General features: G+C 71.3%; 21 protein-coding genes and 1 pseudogene. 18 read left to right on the forward strand and 4 right to left on the reverse strand.

What is annotated here, in order from left to right; genetic code table 11:
• The first annotated feature begins 90 nt into the window (after positions 1-90).
• Positions 91-1,722 carry a FadD3 family acyl-CoA ligase gene (locus AB0G20_RS18120; protein WP_361303031.1) on the forward strand — a complete coding sequence of 544 codons (1,632 nt, stop codon included), beginning with the start codon at positions 91-93 and terminating at the stop codon, positions 1,720-1,722.
• Here AB0G20_RS18120 and AB0G20_RS18125 read toward each other — a convergent pair.
• The gene (locus AB0G20_RS18125) at positions 1,688-2,614 is read right to left on the reverse strand and encodes an SMP-30/gluconolactonase/LRE family protein (protein ID WP_361303034.1); all 927 of its coding nucleotides are present in this window, start codon (positions 2,612-2,614) and stop codon (positions 1,688-1,690) included. The two genes, AB0G20_RS18120 and AB0G20_RS18125, sit on opposite strands and share 35 nt — an antisense overlap.
• A 348-nt stretch (positions 2,615-2,962) precedes the next feature.
• Between AB0G20_RS18125 and AB0G20_RS18130 the strand changes: the two genes are divergently transcribed.
• Together AB0G20_RS18130 and AB0G20_RS18135 are read left to right on the forward strand one after the other, a co-directional pair.
• A complete protein-coding gene (locus tag AB0G20_RS18130) occupies positions 2,963-6,019 on the forward strand; it encodes a BTAD domain-containing putative transcriptional regulator (RefSeq protein WP_361303037.1) in 3,057 nt (1,018 codons plus the stop codon).
• A 214-nt stretch (positions 6,020-6,233) separates the two neighbouring features.
• Positions 6,234-6,410, forward strand: coding sequence for a hypothetical protein (locus tag AB0G20_RS18135; RefSeq protein ID WP_361303040.1), 177 nt, complete (start codon positions 6,234-6,236; stop codon positions 6,408-6,410).
• Between the two features lie 80 nt (positions 6,411-6,490).
• Here the strand turns inward: AB0G20_RS18135 and AB0G20_RS18140 are convergent.
• Positions 6,491-6,610, reverse strand: a pseudogene (locus AB0G20_RS18140) (ATP-binding protein); the annotation flags it as partial.
• 158 nt (positions 6,611-6,768) lie between these two features.
• Here AB0G20_RS18140 and AB0G20_RS18145 point away from each other — a divergent pair.
• The 8 genes from AB0G20_RS18145 (at position 6,769) to AB0G20_RS18180 (ending at position 15,431) form a co-directional block, all read left to right on the forward strand.
• Positions 6,769-6,867 (forward strand): DUF397 domain-containing protein, encoded by a 99-nt coding sequence (locus tag AB0G20_RS18145; protein ID WP_361303043.1) that lies wholly within the window; start codon positions 6,769-6,771, stop codon positions 6,865-6,867.
• Positions 6,868-6,924: 57 nt separating this feature from the next.
• The gene (locus AB0G20_RS18150; RefSeq protein WP_361303046.1) at positions 6,925-7,851 is read left to right on the forward strand and encodes a hypothetical protein; all 927 of its coding nucleotides are present in this window, start codon (positions 6,925-6,927) and stop codon (positions 7,849-7,851) included.
• A 125-nt stretch (positions 7,852-7,976) separates the two neighbouring features.
• Positions 7,977-9,221, forward strand: a complete 1,245-nt coding sequence (locus AB0G20_RS18155; protein ID WP_361303049.1) for an amidohydrolase family protein — start codon at positions 7,977-7,979, stop codon at positions 9,219-9,221.
• Between the two features lie 14 nt (positions 9,222-9,235).
• The gene (locus AB0G20_RS18160) at positions 9,236-10,138 is read left to right on the forward strand and encodes a TIGR03619 family F420-dependent LLM class oxidoreductase (RefSeq protein ID WP_361303052.1); all 903 of its coding nucleotides are present in this window, start codon (positions 9,236-9,238) and stop codon (positions 10,136-10,138) included.
• 10 nt (positions 10,139-10,148) lie between these two features.
• A complete protein-coding gene (locus tag AB0G20_RS18165; protein ID WP_361303055.1) occupies positions 10,149-10,919 on the forward strand; it encodes a glucose 1-dehydrogenase in 771 nt (256 codons plus the stop codon).
• 97 nt (positions 10,920-11,016) lie between these two features.
• Complete coding sequence (locus AB0G20_RS18170; protein WP_361303058.1) at positions 11,017-12,135, forward strand: LLM class flavin-dependent oxidoreductase; 1,119 nt, start codon at positions 11,017-11,019, stop codon at positions 12,133-12,135.
• 117 nt (positions 12,136-12,252) lie between these two features.
• Positions 12,253-13,983 carry a D-aminoacylase gene (locus tag AB0G20_RS18175; protein WP_361303061.1) on the forward strand — a complete coding sequence of 577 codons (1,731 nt, stop codon included), beginning with the start codon at positions 12,253-12,255 and terminating at the stop codon, positions 13,981-13,983.
• Entirely contained in the window at positions 13,980-15,431 is a 1,452-nt protein-coding gene (locus AB0G20_RS18180) for an aldehyde dehydrogenase family protein (protein WP_361303064.1), read from the forward strand. The genes AB0G20_RS18175 and AB0G20_RS18180 overlap by 4 nt, the downstream gene beginning before the upstream one ends.
• Positions 15,432-15,437: 6 nt before the next feature.
• Here the strand turns inward: AB0G20_RS18180 and AB0G20_RS18185 are convergent, their stop codons facing one another.
• The gene (locus AB0G20_RS18185) at positions 15,438-15,830 is read right to left on the reverse strand and encodes a nitroreductase/quinone reductase family protein (protein ID WP_361303067.1); all 393 of its coding nucleotides are present in this window, start codon (positions 15,828-15,830) and stop codon (positions 15,438-15,440) included.
• 99 nt (positions 15,831-15,929) lie between these two features.
• Between AB0G20_RS18185 and AB0G20_RS18190 the strand changes: the two genes are divergently transcribed.
• The 3 genes from AB0G20_RS18190 (at position 15,930) to AB0G20_RS18200 (ending at position 18,418) form a co-directional block, all read left to right on the forward strand.
• Complete coding sequence (locus AB0G20_RS18190) at positions 15,930-16,829, forward strand: endonuclease/exonuclease/phosphatase family protein (RefSeq protein ID WP_361303070.1); 900 nt, start codon at positions 15,930-15,932, stop codon at positions 16,827-16,829.
• 151 nt (positions 16,830-16,980) lie between these two features.
• Positions 16,981-17,391, forward strand: a complete 411-nt coding sequence (locus AB0G20_RS18195; RefSeq protein ID WP_361303073.1) for a hypothetical protein — start codon at positions 16,981-16,983, stop codon at positions 17,389-17,391.
• A gap of 94 nt (positions 17,392-17,485) precedes the next feature.
• On the forward strand, positions 17,486-18,418 hold the full coding sequence (locus AB0G20_RS18200; RefSeq protein ID WP_361303076.1) for a hypothetical protein: 933 nt from the start codon (positions 17,486-17,488) through the stop codon (positions 18,416-18,418).
• Here AB0G20_RS18200 and AB0G20_RS18205 read toward each other — a convergent pair.
• The gene (locus AB0G20_RS18205; protein WP_361303079.1) at positions 18,401-19,969 is read right to left on the reverse strand and encodes a CehA/McbA family metallohydrolase; all 1,569 of its coding nucleotides are present in this window, start codon (positions 19,967-19,969) and stop codon (positions 18,401-18,403) included. The two genes, AB0G20_RS18200 and AB0G20_RS18205, sit on opposite strands and share 18 nt — an antisense overlap.
• A gap of 378 nt (positions 19,970-20,347) precedes the next feature.
• On the opposite strand from AB0G20_RS18205, the gene AB0G20_RS18210 reads away from it, so the two are divergent.
• The 4 genes from AB0G20_RS18210 (at position 20,348) to AB0G20_RS18225 (ending at position 25,802) form a co-directional block, all read left to right on the forward strand.
• Positions 20,348-22,039, forward strand: coding sequence for a hypothetical protein (locus tag AB0G20_RS18210; protein ID WP_361303082.1), 1,692 nt, complete (start codon positions 20,348-20,350; stop codon positions 22,037-22,039).
• Positions 22,040-22,042: 3 nt separating this feature from the next.
• Complete coding sequence (locus tag AB0G20_RS18215; RefSeq protein ID WP_361303085.1) at positions 22,043-22,888, forward strand: LLM class F420-dependent oxidoreductase; 846 nt, start codon at positions 22,043-22,045, stop codon at positions 22,886-22,888.
• Positions 22,889-22,965: 77 nt separating this feature from the next.
• On the forward strand, positions 22,966-23,172 hold the full coding sequence (locus AB0G20_RS18220; protein ID WP_361303088.1) for a hypothetical protein: 207 nt from the start codon (positions 22,966-22,968) through the stop codon (positions 23,170-23,172).
• A gap of 44 nt (positions 23,173-23,216) precedes the next feature.
• Positions 23,217-25,802 carry a bifunctional FO biosynthesis protein CofGH gene (locus AB0G20_RS18225; RefSeq protein ID WP_361303091.1) on the forward strand — a complete coding sequence of 862 codons (2,586 nt, stop codon included), beginning with the start codon at positions 23,217-23,219 and terminating at the stop codon, positions 25,800-25,802.
• Positions 25,803-25,804 lie beyond the last annotated feature (2 nt).

Consider the following 25,804-nt stretch of genomic DNA (forward strand, 5'->3'; position numbering starts at 1 on the left):
GCACCTCCGGGGCCGAACGGTCGCTGACAGGTCGTCAGATTACAGATAATCTGACGGGTAGTCAGCTCCTATGGCGTGGGGAGGCGTGCTGTGCGAGCGGATACGGCATGGGGAAGCGTTCCGGGCCTGGTCAGGGCGGCGGCCGAGCGGTACGGGCACACGGAGGCGGTCGTCGAGGGCCGTACCCGCGTCACCTACGCGGAACTGGGCGCCCGCGTGGAGCGCGCGGCGGCGGCGTGCCTTGCGACCGGGGTCGAGCCAGGCGACCGGGTCGGCATCTGGGCCCCGAACTCGCTCGACTGGATCGTCGGCGCCCTGGGCGCGGTCTCGGCGGGTGCCGTGCTCGTGCCGCTGAACACCCGCTTCAAGGGCGCCGAGGCGGCGGACGTGCTGCGCCGCAGCGGAGCCCGACTGCTGTTCGTGACGGGCACGTTCCTCGGTACCTCGTACGTGGCGTCCCTGCGCCGGGCGGCGGGGGAGGGCCCGGGCGACGGCCCGCTGCCCGGCCTGCCCGCCCTGAAGCACGCGGTCGTCCTCTCTCAGGACGCCCCGGCCGGCTTCCTGACCTGGAAGGACTTCCTGGCCGGCGGCGAGGGGGTGGGGTCGGCGGAAGTGCGGGAGAGGTCGGCGGCCGTGCAGGGGACCTGGCCTTCGGACATCATCTTCACCTCGGGCACGACGGGCCGCCCCAAGGGCGCGGTCATCACCCACGACCAGACGCTGCGGGCGTACGACATCTGGGGTGAACTGGCGGGCCTCACCCGGGGCGACCGCTATCTGATCGTCAACCCCTTCTTCCACACCTTCGGCTACAAGGCCGGGGTGATCGCCTGCCTGATGCGGGGCGCGACGATGATCCCCCAGCCGGTGTTCAACGTGAACACGGTCCTGGCCAACATCGCCGCGGAGCGGGTCTCCGTACTCCCCGGCCCGCCGACCCTCCTCCAGTCCCTCCTCGACCACCCCGCCCGCGACGCCCACGACCTCTCCGCCCTCCGCCTGGTGGTGACGGGAGCGGCGGTCGTGCCCCTCCGTCTGGTGGAGCGCCTGCGCACCGAACTCGGCGTCGGCACGGTCCTCACGGCCTACGGCCTCTCCGAAGCGAGCGGTCTCGTCACGATGTGCCGGCGCGGCGACGACCCGACGGTCATCGCGTCCACGTCGGGCCGGGCCGTCCCCGGCACGCGGGTGCGGGTCGTGGACCCCGACGGCCGGCCCCTGGAACCCGGCATGCCGGGCGAGGTCCTGGTGCGCGGCTTCAACGTCATGACCGGCTACTACGAGGACGAGCAGGCCACCGCCGAGGTGCTGTCGCCGGACGGCTGGCTGCGCACCGGCGACATCGGCGTCCTGGACCCCGCCGGCAACCTGCGCATCACCGACCGCCTCAAGGACATGTTCATCGTGGGCGGCTTCAACGCCTACCCCGCCGAGATAGAGCAGCTCCTGGGCCTCCACCCGGACGTGGCGGACGTGGCGGTGATCGGCGTACCGGACGCCCGGCTCGGGGAGGTCGGCCGGGCCTACGTCGTACGACGCCCCGGCGCCCTGCTGACCGCCGACGACCTGATCGCCTGGTCCCGCAGGGAGATGGCCAACTACAAGGTCCCGAGAGCGGTGGAGTTCGTCGCGGAACTGCCGCGCAACGCGAGCGGGAAGGTCGTGAAGGGGGCCCTGCGGGACGCGGTCACGGACGGACCGGCAGGGGCGGGGTCCCGGTGACCGACATCATGAGCGAGTAGAGGGTGGTGTCGGCGGCGATGAACAGGCGGTTGCGCCGGGCACCGCCGAACCGGACGTTGGCGACGGTGCCGGGCACCAGGATGCGGCCGAGGAGCGTGCCGTCGGGGTCGTAGCAGTGCACGCCCCCGTCCATGGCGGCGGCCCACAGCCGCCCCTCGTCGTCGAACCGGATGTTGTCGAAGTTGCCGTGCGCGCAGGCGGCGAAGACATCGCCGCCGGCCAGGGCGGTCCCGTCCTCGTCGACGTCGAAGACGCGGATGTGGTTGGCGACGCTGTCGGACACGAACAGCCGTCGCTCGTCCGGCGAGAAGACCAGCCCGTTGGGCCCCTGGAACCCGTCGGCGACCAGCCGCACCTCGCCGCTCGCGGGGTCGACGCGGTAGACGTTCCGGGCACCGATCTCGCTCTCGGCGCGATGCCCCTCGTAGTCGGTGGCGATCCCGAACTCGGGGTCGGAGAACCACACCGAGCCGTCGGACTTCACGACGGCGTCGTTCGGGCTGTTGAGCCGCTTGCCCCGGTACCGCTCGGCGATCACGGTGACCGAGCCGTCGTGCTCGGTCCGGGTCACCCGCCGATTGCCCTGCTCGCAGGTGATGAGCCGGCCCTGGCCGTCCAGGGTGCTGCCGTTCGGGTACCCGGCGGGGGAGCGGAAGACCCCCACGGCCCCGGTGGTCTCGTCCCACCGCAGCAGCCGGTCGTTGGGGATGTCGCTCCACACGAGATACCGCCCGGCGGGCACGTACACGGGCCCCTCGGCCCACCGGCACCCGTCGTAGAGGACCTCCAGCCGCGAGTCCCCCGCCTGGCACCTGCCCGACCGGAACCGCTCGTCGAGCGTCTCGTACAGGTGGGGCTGCTCGCCGGGCATGGGGCCGCCTTCGGGTTGGGGAGGGTGATCTGCGGGATCCGGCGGATCTGGAGGATCCACTATGGCGCGATGTGCCGGGGCCCGTCCCGGCGACACCACATGCCCGCCGCTCGACTGGAGCATCCGGGCACCCCTGTCACCTCCTGACCTGGGCAGGTTCTCCGCCGCTGGGCCCGAATGCTCCAACTCCTCCCCTGCAGGCGGTCTTCGACCATCCGTGTGCGGAGAGAGTGTGCAGACCTGGTGGACTCCCGTGTGCCGCCCTGTGATCGGTGTCTCCCACGGCTGACGTATCCGCCGCCAACAAGGCAAACTGGCGTGGTTGCTCAGGATGTCTAGGGGGACTGCATGGACGGTGTACCGGACGGTGTGCCGCGCGTACCGGAGCAGCGGCTTCCCGGCTCCACGCCGGTGTCGTGGGAGTCGGCGACGACGGCTGAGCCGGAGAAGCCGGCGGAGTCCGCGACCCTGCGCTTCAGCGTGCTCGGCCCCGTGCGCGCCTGGCGCGGTGACGAGCCGGTCGCCACCGGGTCCCCCCAGCAACGCGCCCTGCTCGCCGCCCTGCTGCTGCGCGAGGGCCGGACGGCCACGGCGGCGGAGCTGATCGACGCCCTGTGGGGCGAGGAATCGCCCTCGCAGGCACTGGCGGCGGTCCGGACCTACGCCTCCCGCCTGCGCAAGGTGCTGGACCCGGGCGGCGAGCAACGCCGGTCGGGCGGCACCGGCGCCTCCGCCCCCGCCGCCCTGGTCAGCGAGTCGGGCGGTTACGCGGTCCGCGGACTCGCCGAGGGCGCCCTGGACCTCACCGTCGCCCAGGACCTGGCGACCGAGGCGGAGAAGGCCCGCTCCGCCGGCGACCTCTGCCACGCCCGCGAGACCCTGCGCCGCGCCCTCGCCCTGTGGGACGGGGAGACCCTGGCCGGAGTGCCGGGCCCCTACGCGGAGGCCCAGCGCGTCCGGCTGGAGGAGTGGCGGCTCCAGCTCCTCGAAGCGCGCCTGGACATGGACCTGGAGCAGGGCTGCCATGCCGAGGCCGTCTCGGAGCTCACGGCCCTCACGGCGGCCCATCCGCTCCGGGAGCGGCTCCGCGAGCTGCTGATGCTGGCGCTCTATCGCAGCGGCCGCCAGGCCGAGGCACTGGCCGTGTACGCCGACACCCGCCGCCTGCTCGCCGACGAACTCGGCGTGGACCCGCGCCCCGGCCTGAGCGAGCTGCAGCAGCGGATCCTCCAGGCGGACCCCGGGCTGGCGGAGCCCTCCTCCCCGGCGCCCGAGCCGGCCTCCGTCCCGGTGCGCCCGGCGCAACTTCCGGCGACGGTGCCGGACTTCACCGGCCGCTCCGGCTTCGTCCGCGAGCTCGGCGACATCCTCGCCTCCGCCGAGGGCCGGGTCATGGCGGTCTCGGCCCTGGCCGGCATCGGCGGCGTCGGCAAGACGACCCTCGCGGTGCACGTGGCCCACCAGGCGCGCACGGCGTTCCCGGACGGTCAGCTGTACGTCGACCTGCAAGGCGCGGGCGCCCGGGCGGCGGAGCCGGAGACGGTCCTCGGCTCCTTCCTGCGCGCCCTCGGCACGGCCGACTCGGCGATCCCGGACTCCCTGGAGGAGCGCGCCGCCCTGTACCGCTCGGTCCTGGCCGGGCGCCGGGTGCTGGTCCTGCTGGACAATGCCCGGGACGCCGCCCAGGTGCGTCCCCTGCTGCCCGGCACGGACGGCTGCGCCGCGCTGGTCACCTCCCGGGTGCGGATGGTGGACCTGGCCGGGGCCCATCTGATCGACCTCGACGTGATGTCCCCGGACGAGGCGCTGGCGCTGTTCACGAAGATCGTGGGCGAGGAGCGGGTGGCGTCCGAGCGCAAGGCCGCCCTGGACGTGGTGGCGGCCTGCGGTTTCCTGCCGCTGGCGATCCGCATCGCGGCGTCCCGTCTGGCGGCCCGCCGCACCTGGACGGTGTCGGTCCTCGCGGCGAAGCTCGCCGACGAGCGCCGCCGCCTGGACGAACTCCAGGCCGGCGACCTGGCCGTCAAGGCGACCTTCGAGCTCGGCTACGGCCAGCTGGAACCCGCGCAGGCCCGCGCGTTCCGCCTGCTCGGCCTGGCGGACGGCCCCGACATCTCCCTCTCCGCCGCCGCCGCGGTCCTGGACCTGCCGGTCGAGGCCACGGAGGACCTGCTGGAGTCCCTCGTGGACACCTCCCTCCTCGAATCGGCGGCCCCCGGCCGCTACCGCTTCCACGATCTGGTGCGGCTCTACGCGCGTGCCTGTGCGGAAAGGGACGAACAGCCGCCGAGCGAGCGGGGCTCAGCGCTGTCCCGGCTGCTGGACTTCTATCTGGCGTCCGCGGCCGGGGTGTACGCGCTCGAACGGCCGGGCGACCGGCTGGTGGATCATCTGGAGCCCACGTCGTATCCGGGGCTGCGCTTCGACAACCGGCACGCGGCGCAGGACTGGCTGTACGCGGAGGCCATCTGCCTCCTCGCGTGCGCACGGCAGTCCGCGGGGCGGCCGGAGACCCTGCCCCGGGCGATCGACATGCTGTGGGCCGCGCACGACCTCTCCGAGTCGGGTGCCAACTCCCGGGAGTACGAGGCGACGGCCGGGGCGCTCGTCGGCGCGGCCCGGTCGCACGGCCTCGGACGGGCGGAGGCGCGAGCGCTGATGACGCTCGTCAACGTCCACCATGTGAGCGGCCGTTTCGAACGGGCCGAGGAGGAGGCGGAACAGGTGATCCGCCTCGCGCGGGAGTCCGACGACCTGCTCCCCGTCTGCTGGGCGCGCAACGCGCGCGGCATCATCGCGCTGTACCAGAACCGGCACTCGGACGGCGAGGAGCACCTCTCCCGGGCCATCGAGCACTTCCGGGCCCTGGGTGACCGCCCCGGCGAGGCCTCCGCGCTCTGCAACCTCTCCCGGATCCATCTCGCGACCGGGCGGACCCAGAGTGCGGTCGCGCTGGCCCAGGAGGGCATCGGCATCTACGACGCCATGGGCAACTCGATGCGTGGGGCGAACGCCCGCTACGCCCTCGGGCTCGCCCTCACCCAGAGCGGGGAGCTGGGCAACGCGGCCGACCGGCTCCAGGAGGCGCTGGAGGTGTTCCGCGACAGCAGGCAGCGCCTCTGGGAGGGCATGAGCCTGTTCCGGCTGGCCGAGGTGGATCTCGCCGCCCGGCGCGCGGCGCGAGCCGCCGCCAACGCCGAGATGGCGCTCACGGTGCTCCGCGGGATCGGCGGGGAGTGGCGGCGGGGCAATGTCCTCACCGTCCTCGGACGCGCCCTCAGCGGCATCGGCCAGACCGGCCGGGCCCAGGTCTGCTGGCAGGAAGCGGCCGGGATCTACGAGGAGTTGGGCTCGCCCGAGGCCGCCGAGGTGCGTGCGCTGCTGTCCCCGGTGCGGGCGGCCTGAGGCGTCGCGGAGGCGTTCATCATTCGTTTATCGCCCCACGCCATGATGGACGTAGTCGATCCGTCGCGTCGGGGGGCAGACGGGTCGCCGCACGGCCCTCGCTCTGATGTTCCAGGGTGAGCGGCCCAGGCGGGCCGTCCGGCCGCACTCGGGGGAGTGACCGGGCGGCCCGCCGACCTCACTGCTTGTTTTACGCCAAGGGGAGTTGACGATCATGGGCGACGAGCTCAAGCCGCAGGACCTGCACGCCACCACCGAGCCGCTCGAGACCAAGGACCTGAACGCCACGGACGAGGGCGCCGTCAAGAAGCAGGACCTGCACGCGACCGAGGAGCCGCTCGAGGTCAAGGACCTGCACGCCACGTCGGAGCCCTTCAAGCCGACGAAGTAGACCTTCACCACACGGGGTTCGGCCGCGGCGGCGCGGAGGGGGAGCCGTCGCGGCCGAGGCGTGTCCAGAACCCGGCGGCATCAGGCCGTCCGTGCGGCCTCGTCCCGGGCCAGTTCGCACCAGACGGTCTTGCCCGACTCAGCCGGCTCGACCCCCCACCGCAACGCCACCGCGTCGAGCAGGGCCAGGCCGCGCCCGGCAGGACGGCCAGTTCGAGATCCAGCAGTGGGGAGCCCTCCGTTCGGCCGGTTCCCCGCAACGCGGCGACTAGCTTGCGTGCTGTCCCGGTGTTGCAGTTGCCGAGTGTGACCAGCCCCGCCGTCCCGCCGTGCGCGCCCGCGAACGTCGGCACGTCGACGTGCAGGGACGGAAGGATTCGAAGGCCTCGGACGCGGGCCCGGTCCTCCTGTTCCGGGCAACGGCCTGGACCGCCTTCCTCGCCTCGCTCGAAGGCTGAGCACGGAGGTTGTCCACAGGCCGCCATGGCGTGACGTATTCCTGCGATCTTTGCGGCATGGAGGAACGAAAGGCGCTGCGAGAGCTGGCGCAAGGGGGAGTGCTGCTCACCTGCCGCGCCCTGGAATCCGGTTGGCCCGCGCGGGGTCTCACCCGTGCCCTGCGGGCGGAGGGCTGGGAGCGGCTTCAGGCGGGTGCCTGGGCGGAGCCAGGCCGGGCCCCGGACCTGCCCACGCGGCTCCGGGCTGTCCAGCTCCTGAATCCCCGGCTCGTCGTGAGTCACCGCTCCGCTGCCGCCCTGTGGAGGATCGAGACCCTCGTCCCCGCCGCCGCGGCGCCCCTGGAGTTCATCGACCCCGCCCTCACCTTCCGCGGCAAGGCCAGGGGTGTGCGCGTACGCCGGATGCTCCTTGACTGCCGGGACGTGGCGCTGCGCCACGGCCTGCGGCTCACGAGCCCCGTCCGGACCCTCACCGACCTGTTGCGCACCCTCCCGAGGGATGATGCGCTGGTCGCGCTGGAGTCGGCGGTGACCTACCGCCGGGTCGGCGGGGCGCGGAGGGCACCGCTCGCCGGACTGGATCTGGTGGGGGCGGCCCTGGCGAGCCCTGCGCAGGGATTGGCGAGAGCCCGCCGATGGCTCGATTTGTGCGACCCCCGGGCCGGCTCACCGGCGGAGACCATCGCCCGGATGCGCATGGCCGAGGCCGCTCTTCGGCCCGAGAGCCAGGTCGAGCTGTTCACCCCGCTCGGGCGCCGCGTCGTCCTCGACTTCCTCTTCCGGCGCGAGGGGCTGGCGGTCGAGATCGAGGGCTACGCCTACCACGGCACCCGCGAGGCGCACCGGCGAGACGTCTCCCGCTTCAACCAGGTCATCCAATGCCCCGAGGTGCGCACCCTGCTGCGCTTCACCGCCCAGGACGTGTTCCACCACCCCGATCGGATGATCTCGGAGATTCGCGCGGCCCTGCTCGCCTCGGAGTGAAGGGGGAGTGGAGCGGATGGGCCGGATCCGGACGGTCGTGTCCAGGTGCGGGGAGGGAGCTGAAGCCCAAGCGCTCCAGTACCACGTAGCTGACGCCCCGTCAGATCAGCGCTACCGTGAGCGCCATGGACACCCACGACAGCACGTTTCCGCTGATCATCTCCGTGGACGACCACACCGTGGAGCCCGCGAGCGTCTGGCAGGACCGGCTTCCGGAGAAGTACCGGAGCGTCGGGCCGCGGATCGTCCGGGCTCCCGTGAAGGAAATGACCTTCCTCGGAGGCCGCTTCAAGCCGGTCATGGGGCAGCCCGGGGATGACGGACCCGTCGGGGACTGGTGGGTCTACGAGGATCTCCGGCGGCCTCTGACCCGGCTCGACACCGCGGTCGGGTACGACCGGGACGAGATCAGGCTCGAAGTCATCACGTACGAGCAGATGCGGCCCGGCTCCTATGACGTCACCGAGCGGCTCGCCGACATGGACGTCAACCACGTCCAGTCCGCGATGTGCTTCCCGACCTTCCCGCGCTTCTGCGGTCAGACCTTCACCGAGGCGAAGGACCACGAGCTGGGCCTGCTCTGCGTGCGCGCCTACAACGACTGGATGGTGGAGGAGTGGTGCGGCCCCGACGCGCGAGGGCGGCTCATCCCCCTGCCCCTCATCCCCCTGTGGGACGCCGAGCTGGCGGCGGCGGAGGTCCGGCGCAACGCCGCACGCGGTGTCCGTGCGGTCGCCTTCTCCGAGATACCGCCGTTCCTCGGGCTGCCCTCCGTCCACACCGACGCCTGGGACCCCTTCCTCGCCGCGTGCGACGAGACCGGCACGGTCGTCGCCATGCACATCGGCTCCAGCAGCCGTATGCCGTCCACCTCCGCGGACGCCCCGCCCGCCGTCGGCTCCACCATCACCTACGCCAACTGCTGCTTCTCCATGGTCGACTGGCTGATGAGCGGCAAGTTCGAGCAGTTCCCGAACCTCAAGGTCATGTACGCCGAGGGGCAGATCGGCTGGATCCCCTACATCCTGGAGCGGGCCGACGTGGTGTGGGAGGAGAACCGCGGCTGGGGCGGCGTCGCCGACAAGGTGCACCGGCCGCCGTCCGAGCTGTTCGCCGAGCACGTCTACGGCTGCTTCTTCGACGACGCCTTCGGACTGCGCAACCTCGACTCCATCGGCGTCGGCAACGTCCTCTACGAGACCGACTACCCGCACTCCGACTCCACCTGGCCCAAGTCCCGCGAGGTCGGCGAGGCGCAGATGGGGCACCTGGAGCCCGACGTGGTCGAGCGGATCGTGCGCGGGAACGCCATCGAGCTGCTCGGGCTCACGGCCGAGGGGCTGTGGCCGGGCGGCGGTGGTGCGCGGTGAGCCTGCGGTACGGGATGCAGCTTCCCGTCCAGTCGCAGAGCACCCTCTACGCCGAGGGGTGGGAGGCGGAGGCCGGGCCGGAGGACCTGCTGGAGATCGCCAGGGCCGCCGACCGGGCCGGGTTCGACTACCTCGCCGGTTGCGACCACGTCGGCATCCCCCGCCGGCTCGCCGCCGCCATGAGCACCGTCTGGTACGACCCCGTCGCCACGCTCGCCTTCCTCGCCGCCGCCACCGAACGCGTCCGGCTGCTCAGCCACGTCGCGGTCGTCGGGCTGCGGCACCCCCTGCTCACCGCCAAGCAGTACGCCACCCTCGACCACCTCTCGAGCGGTCGCCTGATCCTCGGGGTCGGCGCCGGGCACGTCCAGGAGGAGTTCGACGCCCTGGGGGTCGACTTCCGCGGGCGCGGGGCCGTGCTGGACGAGTGCCTCGACGCCCTGCGCGCCGCCCTCGGACCCGACGAGTTCCCCGAGCACCACGGCAAGCTGTACGACTTCGAGGGGCTCGGGCAGCGGCCCCGGCCGGTGCAGGACCGGGTCCCCCTGTGGGTCGGCGGCTCCTCGCCCCCCGCCGTACGGCGGGCCGCCCTCAAGGGCGACGGGTGGCTGCCGCAGGGCGATCCGAGGGACCGGCTGCCCGCGCAGATCGCCCGCATCAGGGAGCTGCGCGAGAAGGCCCGCGCCCAGAACGCCTTCACCGTGGGTGCCATCGTCGAGCCGCTGTACGTCGGCACGCCCCGGTGGGACGTCGGGCGCCGGACCCTCACCGGCGGTCCGCGGGAGCTCGCCGAGTCGCTGCGGGCGTACCGGGCGATGGGCGTGCATCAGATCCAGGTGCGGTTCCGCAGCCGGAGCCGCAGTGAACTCACCGACCAGATCGCGGCGTTCGGCGCCGAGGTCGCCCCCGAGCTGTGAGGAGACCCCCATGGGCAAGCTCGACGGACGGGTCGTCATCGTCACCGGCGCCGCACGCGGCCAGGGTGAACAGGAGGCCCGGCTGTTCGCGGCCGAGGGGGCCCGGGTGGTCGTCGCGGACGTGCTCGACGACCAGGGTGAGGCCCTCGCGAAGGAGATCGGCGCGCGGTTCGTCCATCTCGACGTCGGCCGCGAGGACGACTGGCAGGCCGCCGTCACCGCCACCAAGGACGCGTACGGCCACGTCGACGGGCTCGTCAACAACGCCGGCATCCTGCGCTTCAACTCCCTCCTCGACACACCCCTCGACGAGTTCATGCGGGTCGTGCAGGTCAACCAGGTGGGCTGCTTCCTGGGCATCAGGGCGGTCGCACCGGAGATGGCCGACGGGGGCACCATCGTCAACACCGCCTCCTACACCGGTCTGACCGGGATGGCCGCGGTGGGCGCCTACGCGGCGACCAAGCACGCCGTGGTCGGTCTGACCCGGGTCGCCGCCCTGGAGCTGGCCGGGCGGGGGATACGCGTCAACGCCGTCTGCCCCGGCGCCATCGACACGGCGATGTCCAACCCTGCCCGGCTGGACCCGGACGCCGACCTGGAGGAGACGGCGAAGGGGCTCGACCGGCTGTACCGCAAGCTCGTGCCGCTGGGCAGGGTCGGGCGGCCCGAGGAGGTGGCCAGGCTCGCGCTGTTCCTGACCTCGCAGGACTCCTCGTACATCACGGGGCAGCCGTTCGTGATCGACGGCGGGTGGCTGGCGGGCGTCAGCGTCATCTGACGCTCCATCAGCTATTGACGCTCATGGGGGCCGGTGGAACAGTCGGACTCATTAATCTGACGCATCGTCAGAACTGACCGTGGGGCGGTGAACCTCCTTGGAATTCGGCATCTTCGTTCAGGGATACGTCGGCAAGCGCGCCGAGACCGACCCGCTCGCCGAGCACAAGGCGCTGATGGAGGAGACCGAGTACGTCATCCAGGCGGACCGGTCCGGCTTCAAGTACGCCTGGGCCTCCGAGCACCACTTCCTGGACGAGTACTCGCACCTCTCCGCCAACGACGTCTTCCTCGGGTACCTGGCGCACGCGACCGAGCGGATCCATCTGGGCTCGGGCATCTTCAACCCGCTCGCCCCGGTCAACCACCCGGTGAAGGTCGCCGAGAAGGTCGCGATGCTCGACCACCTCAGCGGCAACCGGTTCGAGTTCGGCAGCGGGCGGGGCGCCGGGTCGCACGAGATCCTCGGGTTCATGCCGGGGGTGACCGACATGAACCACACCAAGGAGCTCTGGGAGGAGACCATCGCCGAGTTCCCCAAGATGTGGCTCCAGGACGAGTACCAGGGTTTCCAGGGCAAGCACTGGTCGCTGCCGCCGAGGAAGGTCCTGCCGAAGCCGTACGGCGGCTCGCACCCGGCGATGTGGTACGCCGCCGGGTCGCCGCCCTCGTACGCCATGGCCGCGAAGAAGGGGCTCGGCGTGCTCGGCTTCAGCGTGCAGAAGGTCTCCGACATGGAGTGGGTGCTGGAGCAGTACAAGACGGCGATCGTGGACGCGGAGCCCGTCGGGGACTTCGTGAACGACAACGTGATGGTGACGACCACGGCGATCTGCGCGCCGACCCACGAGGAGGCGGTGCGGATCGCCGCGAGCGGGGGGCTGCACTATCTGCCCTCGCTGGTGTTCCGGTACCACGACACGTTCCCCCGGCCCGAGGGGTTCCCGGTGTGGCCGGAGACGTTGCCGGAGTACACCGAGGAGTTCGTGGAGGTGCTCATCGAGGAGGAGCTGCTGATCTGCGGGGATCCGGACGAGGTGCTGCGGCAGTGCAAACGGTGGGAGCAGGCCGGGGCGGATCAGCTGAGTTTCGGGTTGCCGGTGGGGGTGCCGAAGGAGGCGACGCTGCAGACGATCCGGCTGGTCGGAGAGCACGTGATTCCCAAGATCGATACGGATCCCGTGCATCGGACTTCGCGGTTCCGGCGGGGTGTTTGAGCGTTCGTTGGCGGGTGCGGCGTGCGTTGTGGCTTGTCGCGCCCACGCGGCGGAGCCGCATATCGACACAGCTCCGCGCCCCTCATAGGGCAACGGACTCGAGGGAGTTGAGTGGTCATGCTCGATCACGTCATCAAGGGCGCGTCCGTCGTGGACGGGACGGGCGCCCCGGCATACACCGCCGACGTCGGCATCCGCGGCGGTCGGATCGCCGTCATCGGCAGCGTCACCGAGGAAGCCCGCACCGCCGAGGACGCCCACGGCCTCGTCCTCACCCCCGGCTTCGTCGATCCCCACACCCACTACGACGCCCAGCTCTTCTGGGACCCGTACGCCACGCCCTCGCTCAACCACGGCGTCACCACCGTCGCGGGCGGGAACTGCGGGTTCACGCTCGCGCCGCTGCACCCCGACCGGCCCGAGGACGCCGACTACACGCGGCGGATGATGTCCAAGGTCGAGGGCATGGCGCTGGTGGCGCTGGAGGAGGGGGCGCCCTGGAGCTGGCACTCCTTCGGGGAGTACCTGGACGCCCTGGAGGGGCAGATCGCCGTCAACGCCGGGTTCATGGTGGGGCACTGTGCGCTGCGGCGGTACGTGATGGGGCCGCAGGCCGTGGGCGGGCAGCCGAGCCAGGAGCAGCTCGCCGCGATGGTGCGGTTGCTGCGGGAGGCCATGTACGCCGGGGCCTGGGGCCTGTCCACGACCCAGTCGACCAGCCACTCCGACGGCGACGGGCAGCCCGTCGCCTCACGGCACGCCCAGCCGGCCGAACTGCTGGCGCTGTCGCGGGCCGTCGGGGAGTGCGAGGGCACGCAGATCGAGGCCATCGTCGCGGGCTGTCTGGATCAGTTCAGCGACGCCGAGATCGACCTGTTCGTCGAGATGAGCGCGGTGGCGGGGCGGCCGCTGAACTGGAACGTGCTGACGATCGACGCGGCCGTTCCCGAGCGCGTGCCCCGGCAGCTCCTGGCGAGTGAGCAGGCGAGGAAGGCGGGCGGCAGGGTCGTGGCCCTCACCATGCCGATCCTCACGCCGATGAACATGTCGCTGGGGACCTTCTGCGCGCTCAACCTCATCCCCGGCTGGGGGCCCGTCCTCGGGCTGCCCGTGCCCGAGCGGATCGAGAAGCTGCGGGACCCGGACGTGCGGGCCGAACTGCTGGGGCGGGCGCAGTCCAAGGAGGCGGGCGTCTTCCGGCGGCTGTCGAACTTCGGGCGGTACGTCATCGGCGACACCTACAGCGAGGCGAACGCCGGGCTGACCGGGCGCGTGGTCAAGGACATCGCCGAGGAGCGCGGGCAGGAGCCCTTCGCGTGCCTGGTGGAGATCTGCGCCAACGACGAGCTGCGCACGGTGCTGTGGCCGATGCCGACCGACAACGACCCGGCGTCCTGGGCCTTGCGGGCCGAGACCTGGCAGCACGAGGACGTGCTGCTCGGCGGGTCCGACGCGGGCGCCCATCTGGACCGGATGTGCGGGGCGCCGTACACGACCCGGTTCCTCGGGGACTGTCTGCGGGGCCGGAAGCTGGTGGGGCTCGAACAGGCCGTGAAGATGCTGACCGACGACCCGGCCCGGCTCTTCGGGCTGCGGGAGCGGGGGCGGATCCGGGAGGGCTGGCACGCGGACCTGGTCCTGCTCGACCCGGAGCGGATCGACGCGGGCCCGGCCACGCTGGTGCACGACCTGCCGGGCGACAGCCCGCGGCTGGACTCCCGGGCGCTGGGCGTGCGGGCCGTGTGGGTCAACGGGGTCGAGGCGATCCGGGACGACGTCGTGACCGGGGCCGTGCCGGGCCGGGTGCTGCGCTCGGGACGGGACACGGAGACGGTGAGCACGAGGTGACGGCACGGCAGTCGCTGTTCGTCGGCGGCTCCTGGGTGGAGCCGGACGGCGGGCACTACGAGGTGATCGACCCGGCGAGCGAGCAGACCGTCGGGTGGGCGCCGGAGGCCTCGCGGGATCAGGTGCTCGCGGCCGGTGCCGCGGCCCGCGAGGCCTTCGGGCCGTGGTCGCGCACCCCACCGGAGGAGCGGGCCGCGATGCTCGGGCGGGCGGCGGGGATCATCGCCGGCCGGCTGAAGGAGTACGCGGAGCTGGCCCGGGCGGAGACCGGCGCGACCACCGGCACCGCACGCGGCATGCAGGTCGGCGTCGCCGCCGCCCGCTTCCGGCGCTACGCACGCGTGGAGCCCGCCGAGTGGGCGATCCCGCCGCAGATCAACGAGGCCGGGCCGATGGGAAAGGCGGGTGTGATGGGCGCCCTGGCCGTCCGGCAGCCCGTCGGCGTCGTCACCTGCGTCACCTCGTACAACAACCCCTGGGCCAACCCGGCCGGAAAGGTCGCGCCCGCCCTGGCCATGGGCAACACGGTCGTGGTGAAACCGGCACCGCAGGATCCGCTGTCGGTCTACCGGATGGCTCAGGCGCTGGAGGAGGCGGGTGTCCCGCCGGGCGTGGTGAACGTCGTGTCCGGCCGGTCGACCGGGGTCGGCGAGGCGGCCGTGGCGTCACCGGACGTCGACATGATCAGCTTCACCGGCTCCACGGCGGTCGGGCAGCGCATCGCCGAGGTGTGCGGGCGCGACATGAAACGGCAGTTGATGGAGCTGGGCGGGAAGGGCGCGGCGCTCGTCTTCGACGACGCCGACCTCGGCTCGGCCGTGGCCGGGATCGGCACCACCTTCTCCTTCTACAGCGGGCAGATCTGCACGGCACCGACGCGGGTGCTGGCGCAGCGGGGGGTCTACGACCGTCTCGTCGAGCAACTGGCCGCCTACGCCCGCTGGTTGAAAGTCGGCGATCCGCGCCAGCCGGACACCGTGGTCGGGCCGGTGATCTCGGCGAGCCACCGGGACCGCGTGGAGTCGTACGTCGAACTGGGCCGGAAGGAGGGCGCGGTGGTGGTGACGGGCGGCGAACGCCCGGACCTGCCCTCGGGCTTCTACGTCGCCCCGACCCTGCTCGCCGACTGCACCAACGACATGCGCGTGGTCCGCGAGGAGATCTTCGGGCCGGTGGTGGCCGTCGTCCCCTTCGACGACGAGGAGGAGGGCATCGCGCTCGCCAACGACACCGACTACGGGCTCATCGACTACGTCTGGTCGGGGGACGTGGCCCGGGCGTTCCGGGTGGCGCGGCGGCTGCGGGCCGGCGGCGTCGGGGTCAACACCGTCGGGCGGAACATGGAGGCGCCGTTCGGCGGCTTCAAGAAGAGCGGCGTCGGCCGGGACGTGGGCTCGTACGCGCTGCACGCCTACAGCGAGGTGCAGGCGATCGTCTGGCCGGGGTGACGCCCCTCAGGTGTCCAGGTCCACCCGTACGGTCAGCAGGTTCGTCCCGAGCGCCCGCACCCCGGCGCTGTTGACCCGGGGCAGCCCCCGCAGCCGCGCCACCGGGTCGTCCTGCGGCATCAGGTGCGCGGTGCCCTCGTGCCACCGCCCGCGGATCCGCACCCGCACCCGCGGATCCGCCTTGATGTTGCGCACGTACTGCGACTTCTCGCCGAACTCCGACACCAGCCAGAAGGAGCCGCCGACGCGGCGCCCGCCCACCGGTGTCTGACGGGGCAGCCCCGAGACGCGGCCCCTCGTCTCCAGGACCGTCTGGAGGGGGAGGCGGCGCAGGAGCGGGTTGAGGCGGCGCTGGACGGCCGTGGTCGCGCGGAACCTCAGGTCGGTGCGGCGGGACATCGTCGGCGGGTCTCCTTCGCACGAAGCTCTCACGGTTTCTGCAATGCTTCCTGCTTCAATGATCCCTGACGCGGCAACGAGGAGAGCGGGTGGCTGCGCGTGCGGATCGTGACCTGGAACCTTTGGTGGCGCTTCGGGCCGTGGCAGACGCGGCAGAAGGCGATCCTCACGGCCCTGCGGGAGCTGCGGCCCGACGTCGTCGGACTGCAGGAGGTGTGGGCGGCCGACGGCGAGAACCTCGCCGAGTGGCTCGCCGGTGAGCTGGGCCTGCACTGCGCCTGGGGCGCCTCGCCCGCCCCGGAGCGCTGGCAGCGGCGCATCGGGGACCCCACGGTCGGCATAGGCAACGCCGTGCTCAGCAGATGGCCGGTCGTCGACCAGGACGTGCTGCCGCTGCCCGCCCCCGCCGACACGGACGACGGCCGGCTGGCCCTCTACGCCCGACTGGCCGGCCCCGACCACGAAGTGCCCTTCTTCACCGCCCACTTCAGCTCCGCCCCGGACGCTTCGGCGGTCCGCTGCGGCCAGGCCGCAGCGCTCGCCGCCTTCGTCGCCCGGCACCGCGGCGACACCCCCTTCCCGCCCGTCGTCACGGGAGACCTCAACGCCTGGCCCGACTCCGACGAGGTCCGTCTCCTCGGCGGCTACAAGACCGCCCCGGCCGTGCCCGGCCAGGTGTTCCTGGACGCGTGGGAGTACGCCGACCCGGCCACCCCGGCAGTGACCTGGGACCCGGCCAATCCCTACGTGGCACGTACCTGGGAGCCCGGCGCGCGCATCGACTACATCCACGTCGGCCCGCCCGGCCCCGGCGGACTCGGCCACGTACGGGCCGTCCGGAGGGCCTGCGACGGCCCGGTCGACGGGATCTGGCCCTCCGACCACACGGCGGTCGTCGCCGACCTGGCGGACACGTTCTGTCGCTCCTCTGCAGACAGGCATTGTTCACCCGCTGCCCATGCATCTCCGACTACTTTGAGCCAGAGCCGTCCACACTGATATCTCAAACGGTGTCCATACCGGCAGATATAGGGGCATCCGAGGCCAGTCTTCTGAAATCCGGTGTCCGAAAGTACCTCTTGACAGGTCCCTTACATTCGAAGGTAACTTGGATGATCTTGGGGAGATGCGTTCAAGGGATGGAAAAGAAATGAAGATGAAGCACCTCGTGCTGTCGGCGATTGTGAGTGCAGTCGCTCTGACCATGGGATCCGCTGGTGTTTCCGCAGCCGACAGTCCCTACGACTGTCCCGAACAGGAAGCTTGCTTCTACTACAACTCGGGCTTGGGTGGCGCCCTCGCCTGGGACAATGGCGAAAACATCGCGAACTACGGCACGATGAAGTTCCTGTCCGCTCAGTCCGGGAGTGGTGGCGAGAACGGCTTCGGTCAGTACGTCAAGAACAACACGGCGTCGATCAGCTCGGGTAACGACCCCGGTGGTTACCGGGTGTACTTCAACAGCAATTATGCCGGCGTCTACCAGACCATCGGCGGCAACAGTTGGGCGAACCTGAACTTCCAGCTGAAGAACAACAATGCGTCCGGCCGGCACCTGTAGGGTTTTCCTGCCTGCCACGCTCAACCGTTGAAACGGCCCTTGGAGACCTCTCCAAGGGCCGCTTGAATTTGCAGTGAGAGCCGATCGAGGAACCATGTTTCACGCAAAAGAGACCACCGATATTGCGCTACGGCTGCGAAGTGCCTCGGTGGGGCTACTGCTGATCGCATGTTGCGGGTGCACTATGCACGACGGCGGAGCCGCCGGTGGTAGCAGTGGCGGAGCCTCGGAGAATTCTGCCGCGCCGAAGATTGTCAGTGCAGCTGAAATGAGACTGCCGATTGAACAGTACATGTTCACTAACAGTCAGCGCGGCAGAATAGTGGAGGCGAAGGAAAAAGTAATAGAGCTCTGTGTGCAACGCTTCGGGCTCACGTATGAGCCTTCGGAGCAGTCCAGGTCATTCCAGCCCGAGACTTTGACCGCCCTCCGCTACGGCATCACCAGCGAGTCCGACGCCGCCGATTACGGCTACCGGCCCGCAGGGAGTGAAGGCTCGACCGCTCCGGTCAAGCCGAAGCCCGTTACAAAAGAAGTCAAGATGCTGCTCAAGGGCACCACGGTCGCTGGTGAGTACAGGGGGCGCACCGTGCCCGAGGGGGGTTGCATAGGTGAATCAAGAAGGGCGCTCCAGGATACGGAAAAAGACGGCGGAGGCGGTGATGCCGAAGTGTCGAACAAAATCAACGCGAATAGCTGGCAGTTGTCGTACCAGGACAAGAGGGTGCGGGTCGTATTCAATAAGTGGGCCCATTGTATGCAGCGTGCCGGGCATCATTACGCCGACCCGATGGAGGCAAACAACGATCCGCGGTGGAGAAAGACCGCATCGGCCACGAGTGACGAGAAGAAGGTCGCGGTGGCCGATGCGCGATGCAAAAAGGCCTACAACGTGGTAGGGACCTGGTACGCGAGTGACAGGGCGTATCAGGAGAGAATGATCAAAGAGCACTCCGCGGAGCTGAAATCGGTGCGGGAGAAAATTAAAAGGCAGACTCGTCTGGCCACCTCAATCGTGGATGACTGAGGTCTGCGTAGTGGCACCGGGAGGGGATTGCCGCGCAGGTAACTCTCGGCGTCCGAGAAAGATCGGGTTGGTGAACGCCGCCAGCGGCCCGGGCAGTGGTCCCGCCGCCGCCTCGTGCCGCAGCTCGGCCCGTACGTACGCCGCGTAGGACGGAGTCGTCCGCCACTCGACCACGCCCGAGCCGGAGACCGGCAGCGGAGCGCTGGTGTGCAGCACACCCTGGTCGGTGACGAGGCGGACCGTGCAGCGCGGGGCGCCGGTGACCTCCAGGCGGACGGTGACCGGGGTGTCGCGGCCGACGGTGAGCCGCTCGCCGATGCCCGCGTGCTCGCCGCGTCCGCCGGACGCCCGCAGCGACAGCGCGACCCGCGCGGACTCGGCGATGTAGGACCGTCCCGCCCGGATGCCCTCCTGGATCGCCTCCCTGGTCAGGTCGTCGGCCAGGACGACCGTCTGGGGGCTGCCCACCGCGTCCGGGGAGCGGTGGGCGTCGCTGCTGCCCATCGCCGGGAGCCAGCCGCGCCCGTCCCGCACGGACGCCACGAGCATGCTGTCCCAGTCGGCCAGCGCCACCTCGTCGTCGGGCGTGTAGGGGCCGTTCCACACCTCGACCGCGTCCGCCTCGGCGAAGCCGAACTTCCAGTTGCAGCCGACGCAGGTGGCGTGCGGGTGGGCCGGGACGACCAGGCCGCCGGCGCGGCGGATCTGCCGGGCGAACCGGCCGAAGCGGTTGTCGCGGGCCCGGTAGCGCCAGTCGATGAAGGTGCCCGGGTCGGTGCCGAGCGCGACGACGTGCCCGTTGCGGGTGGTGATCTCCTCGCCCAGCATGACGAGCAGGTCGTCCCCGGCCACGTCGGCCCAGTGGGCGTGCGCCGAGTGCGTGTTGTGCTCGGAGGAGTTGATGAAGTCCAGGCCGGCGGCCCGGGCCAGTTCCCCGATCTCGGCGGGGGTGCGGCGGCCGTCGGAGTGCCAGGAGTGCAGATGGCAGTCACCCCGGTACCAGGCCCGCCCCCGGCCCCTCGCGCGCTCCGGCGGATACACCGGCCGGGCGGCCTCGCCCGGCTCCCCGTACGTCAGCGTGATCGTGATCTCGTACGACAGGCCCTGCGGGGCGACCGTGTACGGGCCGAGCGCGATGTGCCAGGTGCCCTCGCGCACCGGGCCCGGGATGTACCCCGGGGTGGCGTCGTCCGCGCGGATGAAGAACTCGGTGCGCGCCCCGCCCGACCAGCCGCGAAAGCCCCGGCCGCCGAGCTCGGTGCCGCGGTCGTCGAAGACGCCGATGTCGAGGGCGTTGCCCGTGGTGCCGGCCGGGACGGGCGGCCGGTCGTAGGCGTAGGCGACCTTGAGCTCCCGGACACCGGCCGGGACCTCGACGGGCACGTACACGAAGTCCGGGGAGCCGGGCGGCAGCGTGCCGCGCACGGTCCTGCTCTCCTGGTCCCCGTCGGCCGCTGCAGCGAAGCTCACGCTTCCCAACGTAAGCGCGGCCGCCGCTCCCGTCACGAACAGAGCGCGCCGGCCGAGCCCGCCGTGGCTGTCCTCGCACATGCTGCTGCTCCCCAGGTGTCGTCGGTGACAAGGCATGGGTGGTGCGGGGGTGGTGCGTGCAACCCTTGTATTGGGCCGTGAACCGGCGTGCAAGGGAAGGGAATTGGAGGGCGTGCAATAGGAGAACAGGCCGGGGGCGGACTTCGCCCGGCGGATGCCGATCGGTTGGCATGGACAGTCGGATCTCCCCAGCGTTGGCGGCTGCGCATCTCGGTAGCTGGTCATTGCTGGGCGGCGGGTCCCTCGTCCGGGTGAACGGGACCTGGTTGCTGGAATCTCGCGTGTGCAGGAACGCATGCTCGGTTGTGGCAACTGAGTTCGTGGTGATCCGGGGAGAGGGGGAGGCCTGTGGCGCGTCGGGGCGGAACGAGGCGTGGGTTGCGTACGATCGCGCCCCCCTTCACGGTGGCGGCACCCACGGGTGCCCGGATCCGGGACCGGCTGCGTGTCGATGGCACGGACGAGCAGGTCCTCACCCTGGTCGGGGAGCACCTCGGCCGTCATCAGCGGGCGGACTTCGCTGAACGCCTCGCGCTCGGCCTGGTGCCGGTGAAGGGCAACCGGCGGGCCGAGCGGAAGAAGAAGCTGACGGTGGTGTCGTCGTCGCGCTGGGCGGGCGCCATGACGAGGGCGAGTGAGGACCAGTACCAGCTGTCTCTGCGCTGTCTGTACGGCGAGCGCGTCGCACTGCGTCGCGCTGTGCAGGCGATCACCCAGCGCCTCGCCGTCCCGTGCGGGCAGCGCAGGGGCAGGGTGCGCGGTTACGCGGACCAGAAGGAACGCTTCCAAAAGCAGCGTCGCCTTCAGATACTCCAGCGGCGCCTGGCCGTGGTGGAGCAGCGCCTCGCCGAAGGATGCCCGGCTGTCGTGGTGGGCGGGCGGCGCTTGCTGCATGCTCGCCACCACCTGGCCGAGGCCGGACTGAGCCTTGCTCAGTGGCGCAAGCGGTGGGAGGCGGCACGTCTGTTCCTCACCGCCGACGGCGAGTCGGGGGCGCCGCACGGCAACTACACCATCTGCGTAGACCCGGCGGACGGCAGCGTGACGATCGTGCTGCCCGAGCCGATGCGGCATCTCGCCAACGTCCCTCGCGGCCGCTACCGGCTGGGGAGCGTCGTCGCCTTCTCCCACTTGCGGCAGGAGTGGCTGGACCGCGTCACCGCCAACCGGGCAGTGCGCTACGACATCGTGTACGACCCAGCCCGTGCGCGCTGGTACCTCGACGCCTCGTGGGCCACCGCCACCACCGTGCCGCCCGCACCGCAGGAGATCCGGGCGGCTGGTGCGCGGCTGCTCGCCGTCGACCTCAACGCGGATCATCTGGCCGCCTGCGTCCTCGACCCTCACGGCAACCCCGTCGGCCGGCCCGTCACTGTCCCCATGGACCTGACCGGCCCCGCGTCCATGCGCGACGGCCACCTGCGGGCCGCGATCACCGCCCTGGCCTCACTCGCCGAAGAACACGGCTGCGCCGGAATCGTGATCGAGAACCTTGGGTTCACCGACGCCCGCACCACCGGCCGCGAAACCATGGGACGCGGACGGCGCGGCAAGCGCTTCCGTCGCACGGTCGCAGGCATCCCCACTGCCCGCTTCCGTGAGCGGCTGCGCGGCATTGCCTACCACCGCGGCCTGGTCGTCATCAGCGTCGACCCGGCCTACACCTCCCGCTGGGGAGCCGCCCACTGGCAGCAGCCTCTCCAGCAGCAGAACAAGCAGACCACGGTGACGCGGCACCACGCCGCCGCCGTGGCCATCGGACGGCGCGGCCTGGGCCACAGGATCCGGCGTCGGTCAGGTGTGACCGCCAACGACCAGAGGATCGTCACGCGGAGAGCTACCGGCCAGACCGGACCCGGACCCAGGCCGCGCGGGACCACGAGCCCACCCAGGACAACGGGCACGCCCCACGAGGGCTGTAGGACCCGGCTGAACCGAGATGACCAGCTCGTGCTGTTCCCCGTGCCCAAGACCGTTCGGGGTGCACCCGGCGCCAGATGCCTCACACCTGGCCCGGATTGCATTGCTCGGCCAACACCGGTTGACAATGCTAGGAATGGTAGTGATTAGGTCATGCGCATCGCCGTGACGATCTTCCTCACCGACGAGACGATCACCCCGACCCGGCTGGCCCGGGAGCTGGAGGACCGCGGTTTCGCGGGGCTGTATCTGCCCGAGCACACCCACATCCCCGTCGAGCGGACCACCCCGTACCCGGCCGGGGGCGACCTGCCGCCCGAGTACGGCCGCACCCTCGACCCGTTCGTGGCCCTCGGCCAGGCCGCCGCCGTCACCGAGCGGCTCGGGCTCGGCACGGGCATCACGCTCGTCGCCCAGCACGACCCGATCGACCTGGCCAAGCAGGTCGCGACCCTCGACCATCTCTCCGGCGGCCGGTTCACCCTGGGGCTCGGCTTCGGCTGGAACGTCGAGGAGGCCGCCGATCACGGCGTGCGCTGGAGCACCCGGCGCGAGCTGGTCCGGGACCGGATGGCGCTGATGCGGGCCCTGTGGTCGCAGGAGCCGGTCGCCCACGAGGGCGAGTTCGGCAGCGTCCGGGCCAGCCACGCGTATCCGAAGCCCGTGCAGAAGCCGCGCGGCCCGGTCGTCGGCCCGCGCACGCTCGTCGGCGGGGCCGCCGGGCCCAAGCTGTTCGCCCACATCAGCGAGTACGCCGACGGCTGGCTGCCGATCGGAGGCCGCGGCCTCGGCGAGGCGCTGCCGGTCCTGCGCACCGCCTGGGCCGACGCCGGCCGCGACCCCCAGGCCCTCCAGGTCGTCCCCTACGCCGTCCACCCCAGCCCGGGCAAGCTCGCCCACTACGCCGACCTCGGCATCGAGGAGGTCGTGGCGCAGCTGCCTCCGGCGGGGGAGGCGGAGGTGCTGAAGACGCTGGACGGCCTCGCCGTCCATCTCTGACAACTCCCTTGCCCGGCAGGCTGGTTGGCCCCCTCTACTAAACTACCGTTCAGTTCACCACGGGGGGAGAGCGCGTCATGCGGCTTGCCTGGGTTTCCTGGCTCCTGCGTCATTTCACCGAGTACGGCTACAGCCAGGGGCTGTTGCGCGCCGCGATCGGCACGACGGCCGTGCTGGTGACCGCCGCGCTGGTCTGGTTCGCCCTGCACCGCCACAGACCGGCCGCCGTCGCCGCCGCCGGTCTCACCTCGGCCCTGGGCATAGGGTGGCTGGCCTTCCACTGACGGGGCTTCCCCGGCTCTGATCAGCGCACTCGTATGCTCGAAGGATGACGACTTCCGCGACCTCCGGAACCGGCCCCACCGACAACTCCATGCGTCGCGCCCTGAAACGGGCCAGGGACGGTGTCTCGCTCGATGTCGCCGAGGCGGCGGTGCTGCTCCAGGCGCGGGGTGAGCGGCTGGAGGACCTGGCGGCCTCGGCCGCCCGGGTGCGGGACGCGGGCCTGGCGGCGGCCGGTCGGCCGGGCGTCATCACGTACTCGAAGAGCGTCTTCATCCCGCTGACGCGGCTGTGCCGGGACAAGTGCCACTACTGCACGTTCGTCACCGTCCCGGGCAAGCTGCGCCGGGACGGCCACGGGATGTTCATGTCCCCGGACGAGGTGCTGGACATCGCACGCAAGGGCGCGGCCCTCGGCTGCAAGGAAGCCCTCATCACCCTCGGCGACAAGCCGGAGGACCGCTGGCCGGAGGCCCGCGAGTGGCTCGACGCGCACGGCTACGACGACACCATCGCCTACGTCCGTGCCATCTCCATCCGCATCCTGGAGGAGACGGGACTGCTCCCGCATCTGAACCCGGGCGTCATGAGCTGGACGGACTTCCAGCGTCTGAAGCCGGTCGCGCCCAGCATGGGCATGATGCTGGAGACGACGGCGACCCGCCTCTGGTCGGAGCCGGGCGGACCCCACCACGGCTCCCCGGACAAGGAGCCCGCCGTCCGCCTGCGCGTGCTGGAGGACGCCGGGCGGTCCTCCGTCCCCTTCACCTCGGGCGTCCTCATAGGCATCGGCGAGACCTACGAGGAGCGCGCCGAGTCGCTGTTCGCGCTGCGGAAGGTGTCCCGGGCCTACCACGGCGTCCAGGAACTGATCATCCAGAACTTCCGTGCCAAGCCGGACACCGCGATGCGCGGCATGCCCGACGCGGAACTCGACGAACTGGTCGCCACGGTGGCCGTCGCCCGGCTCCTCATGGGACCGTCGGGCTGCATCCAGGCCCCTCCCAACCTCGTCGACGACGAGTACGAGCGGCTGATCGGCGCCGGTATCGACGACTGGGGCGGGGTCTCCCCGCTCACCATCGACCACGTCAACCCCGAGCGCCCCTGGCCGCAGATCGAGCAGCTCGCCGAGAAGTCCCGCGCTGCCGGTTTCGAGCTGCGCGAGCGCCTGTGCGTGTACCCGGAGTTCGTGCGGCGCGGCGAGCCCTGGCTGGACCCGCGGCTGCGCCCGCACGTGGCCGCGCTGGCCGACCCGGAGACCGGCCTCGCCCGACCCGAGGCCCTGCCCGAGGGCCTGCCGTGGCAGGAGCCGGAGGAGGTCTTCACGGCGTCCGGCCGCACCGACCTGCACTCCTCGATCGACTCCGAGGGCCGTACGTCGGACCGCCGGGACGACTTCGACGAGGTGTACGGCGACTGGGGCGCCCTGCGCGAGGCCGCCGCCCCGGGCATGGTCCCCGAGCGCATCGACACCGACGTGCGCGAGGCCCTGCGCACGGCGGCCGACGATCCCACGAAGCTCACCGACGACGAGGCGCTGGCCCTGCTGCACGCGGACGGCCCGGCGCTGGACGCCCTCGCCCGGGTCGCCGACGACGTACGGAAGTCGGCCGTCGGCGACGACGTCACCTACATCGTCACCCGCAACATCAACTTCACCAACGTCTGCTACACCGGCTGCCGCTTCTGCGCGTTCGCCCAGCGCCGCACGGACGCCGACGCCTACACCCTCTCCCTCGACCAGGTCGCCGACCGGGCCCAGCAGGCCTGGGACGTGGGCGCGGTGGAGGTCTGCATGCAGGGCGGCATCCACCCGGACCTGCCGGGCACGGCGTACTTCGACATCGCGCGGGCCGTGAAGGAACGCGTCCCGGGCATGCATGTGCACGCCTTCTCGCCGATGGAGGTCGTCAACGGCGCGACCCGCACCGGCATGTCGATCCGTGAGTGGCTGACCGCCGCCAAGGAGGCCGGCCTGGACACCATCCCGGGCACGGCCGCCGAGATCCTCGACGACGAGGTCCGCTGGATCCTCACCAAGGGCAAGCTGCCCGCGGCCGACTGGATCGACGTCGTGACGACGGCCCACGAGCTGGGCATCCGCTCGTCCTCGACGATGATGTACGGCCATGTCGACCAGCCCCGGCACTGGCTCGGGCACCTGCGCACCCTCGCGGGCATCCAGCAGCGCACGGGCGGCTTCACCGAGTTCGTGACGCTGCCGTTCGTGCACACCAACGCGCCGGTCTACCTCGCGGGGATCGCCCGCCCGGGCCCGACCATGCGGGACAACCGCGCGGTCACGGCCATGGCCCGGCTGCTGCTGCACCCGTACATCCCCAACATCCAGACCAGCTGGGTGAAGCTGGGCACGGAGGGCGCGGCCGAGATGCTCCGCTCGGGTGCGAACGACCTCGGCGGGACCCTCATGGAGGAGACCATCTCCCGCATGGCGGGCTCGTCGTACGGGTCGTACAAGTCGGTGAAGGACCTCATCGCGGTGGCGGATGCCGCGGGCCGTCCCGCCAGGGCCCGGAACACCCTGTACGGGGCGGTCTCCGAGGAGCGGCAGCGGGCGGCGGCCGCGTCGGACGGGCATCTGCCCCAGCTGCTGCCGGTGCTGGACTGACG

This window comes from Streptomyces sp. NPDC024017, from assembly GCF_040638895.1.
Lineage (GTDB): Bacteria > Actinomycetota > Actinomycetes > Streptomycetales > Streptomycetaceae > Streptomyces.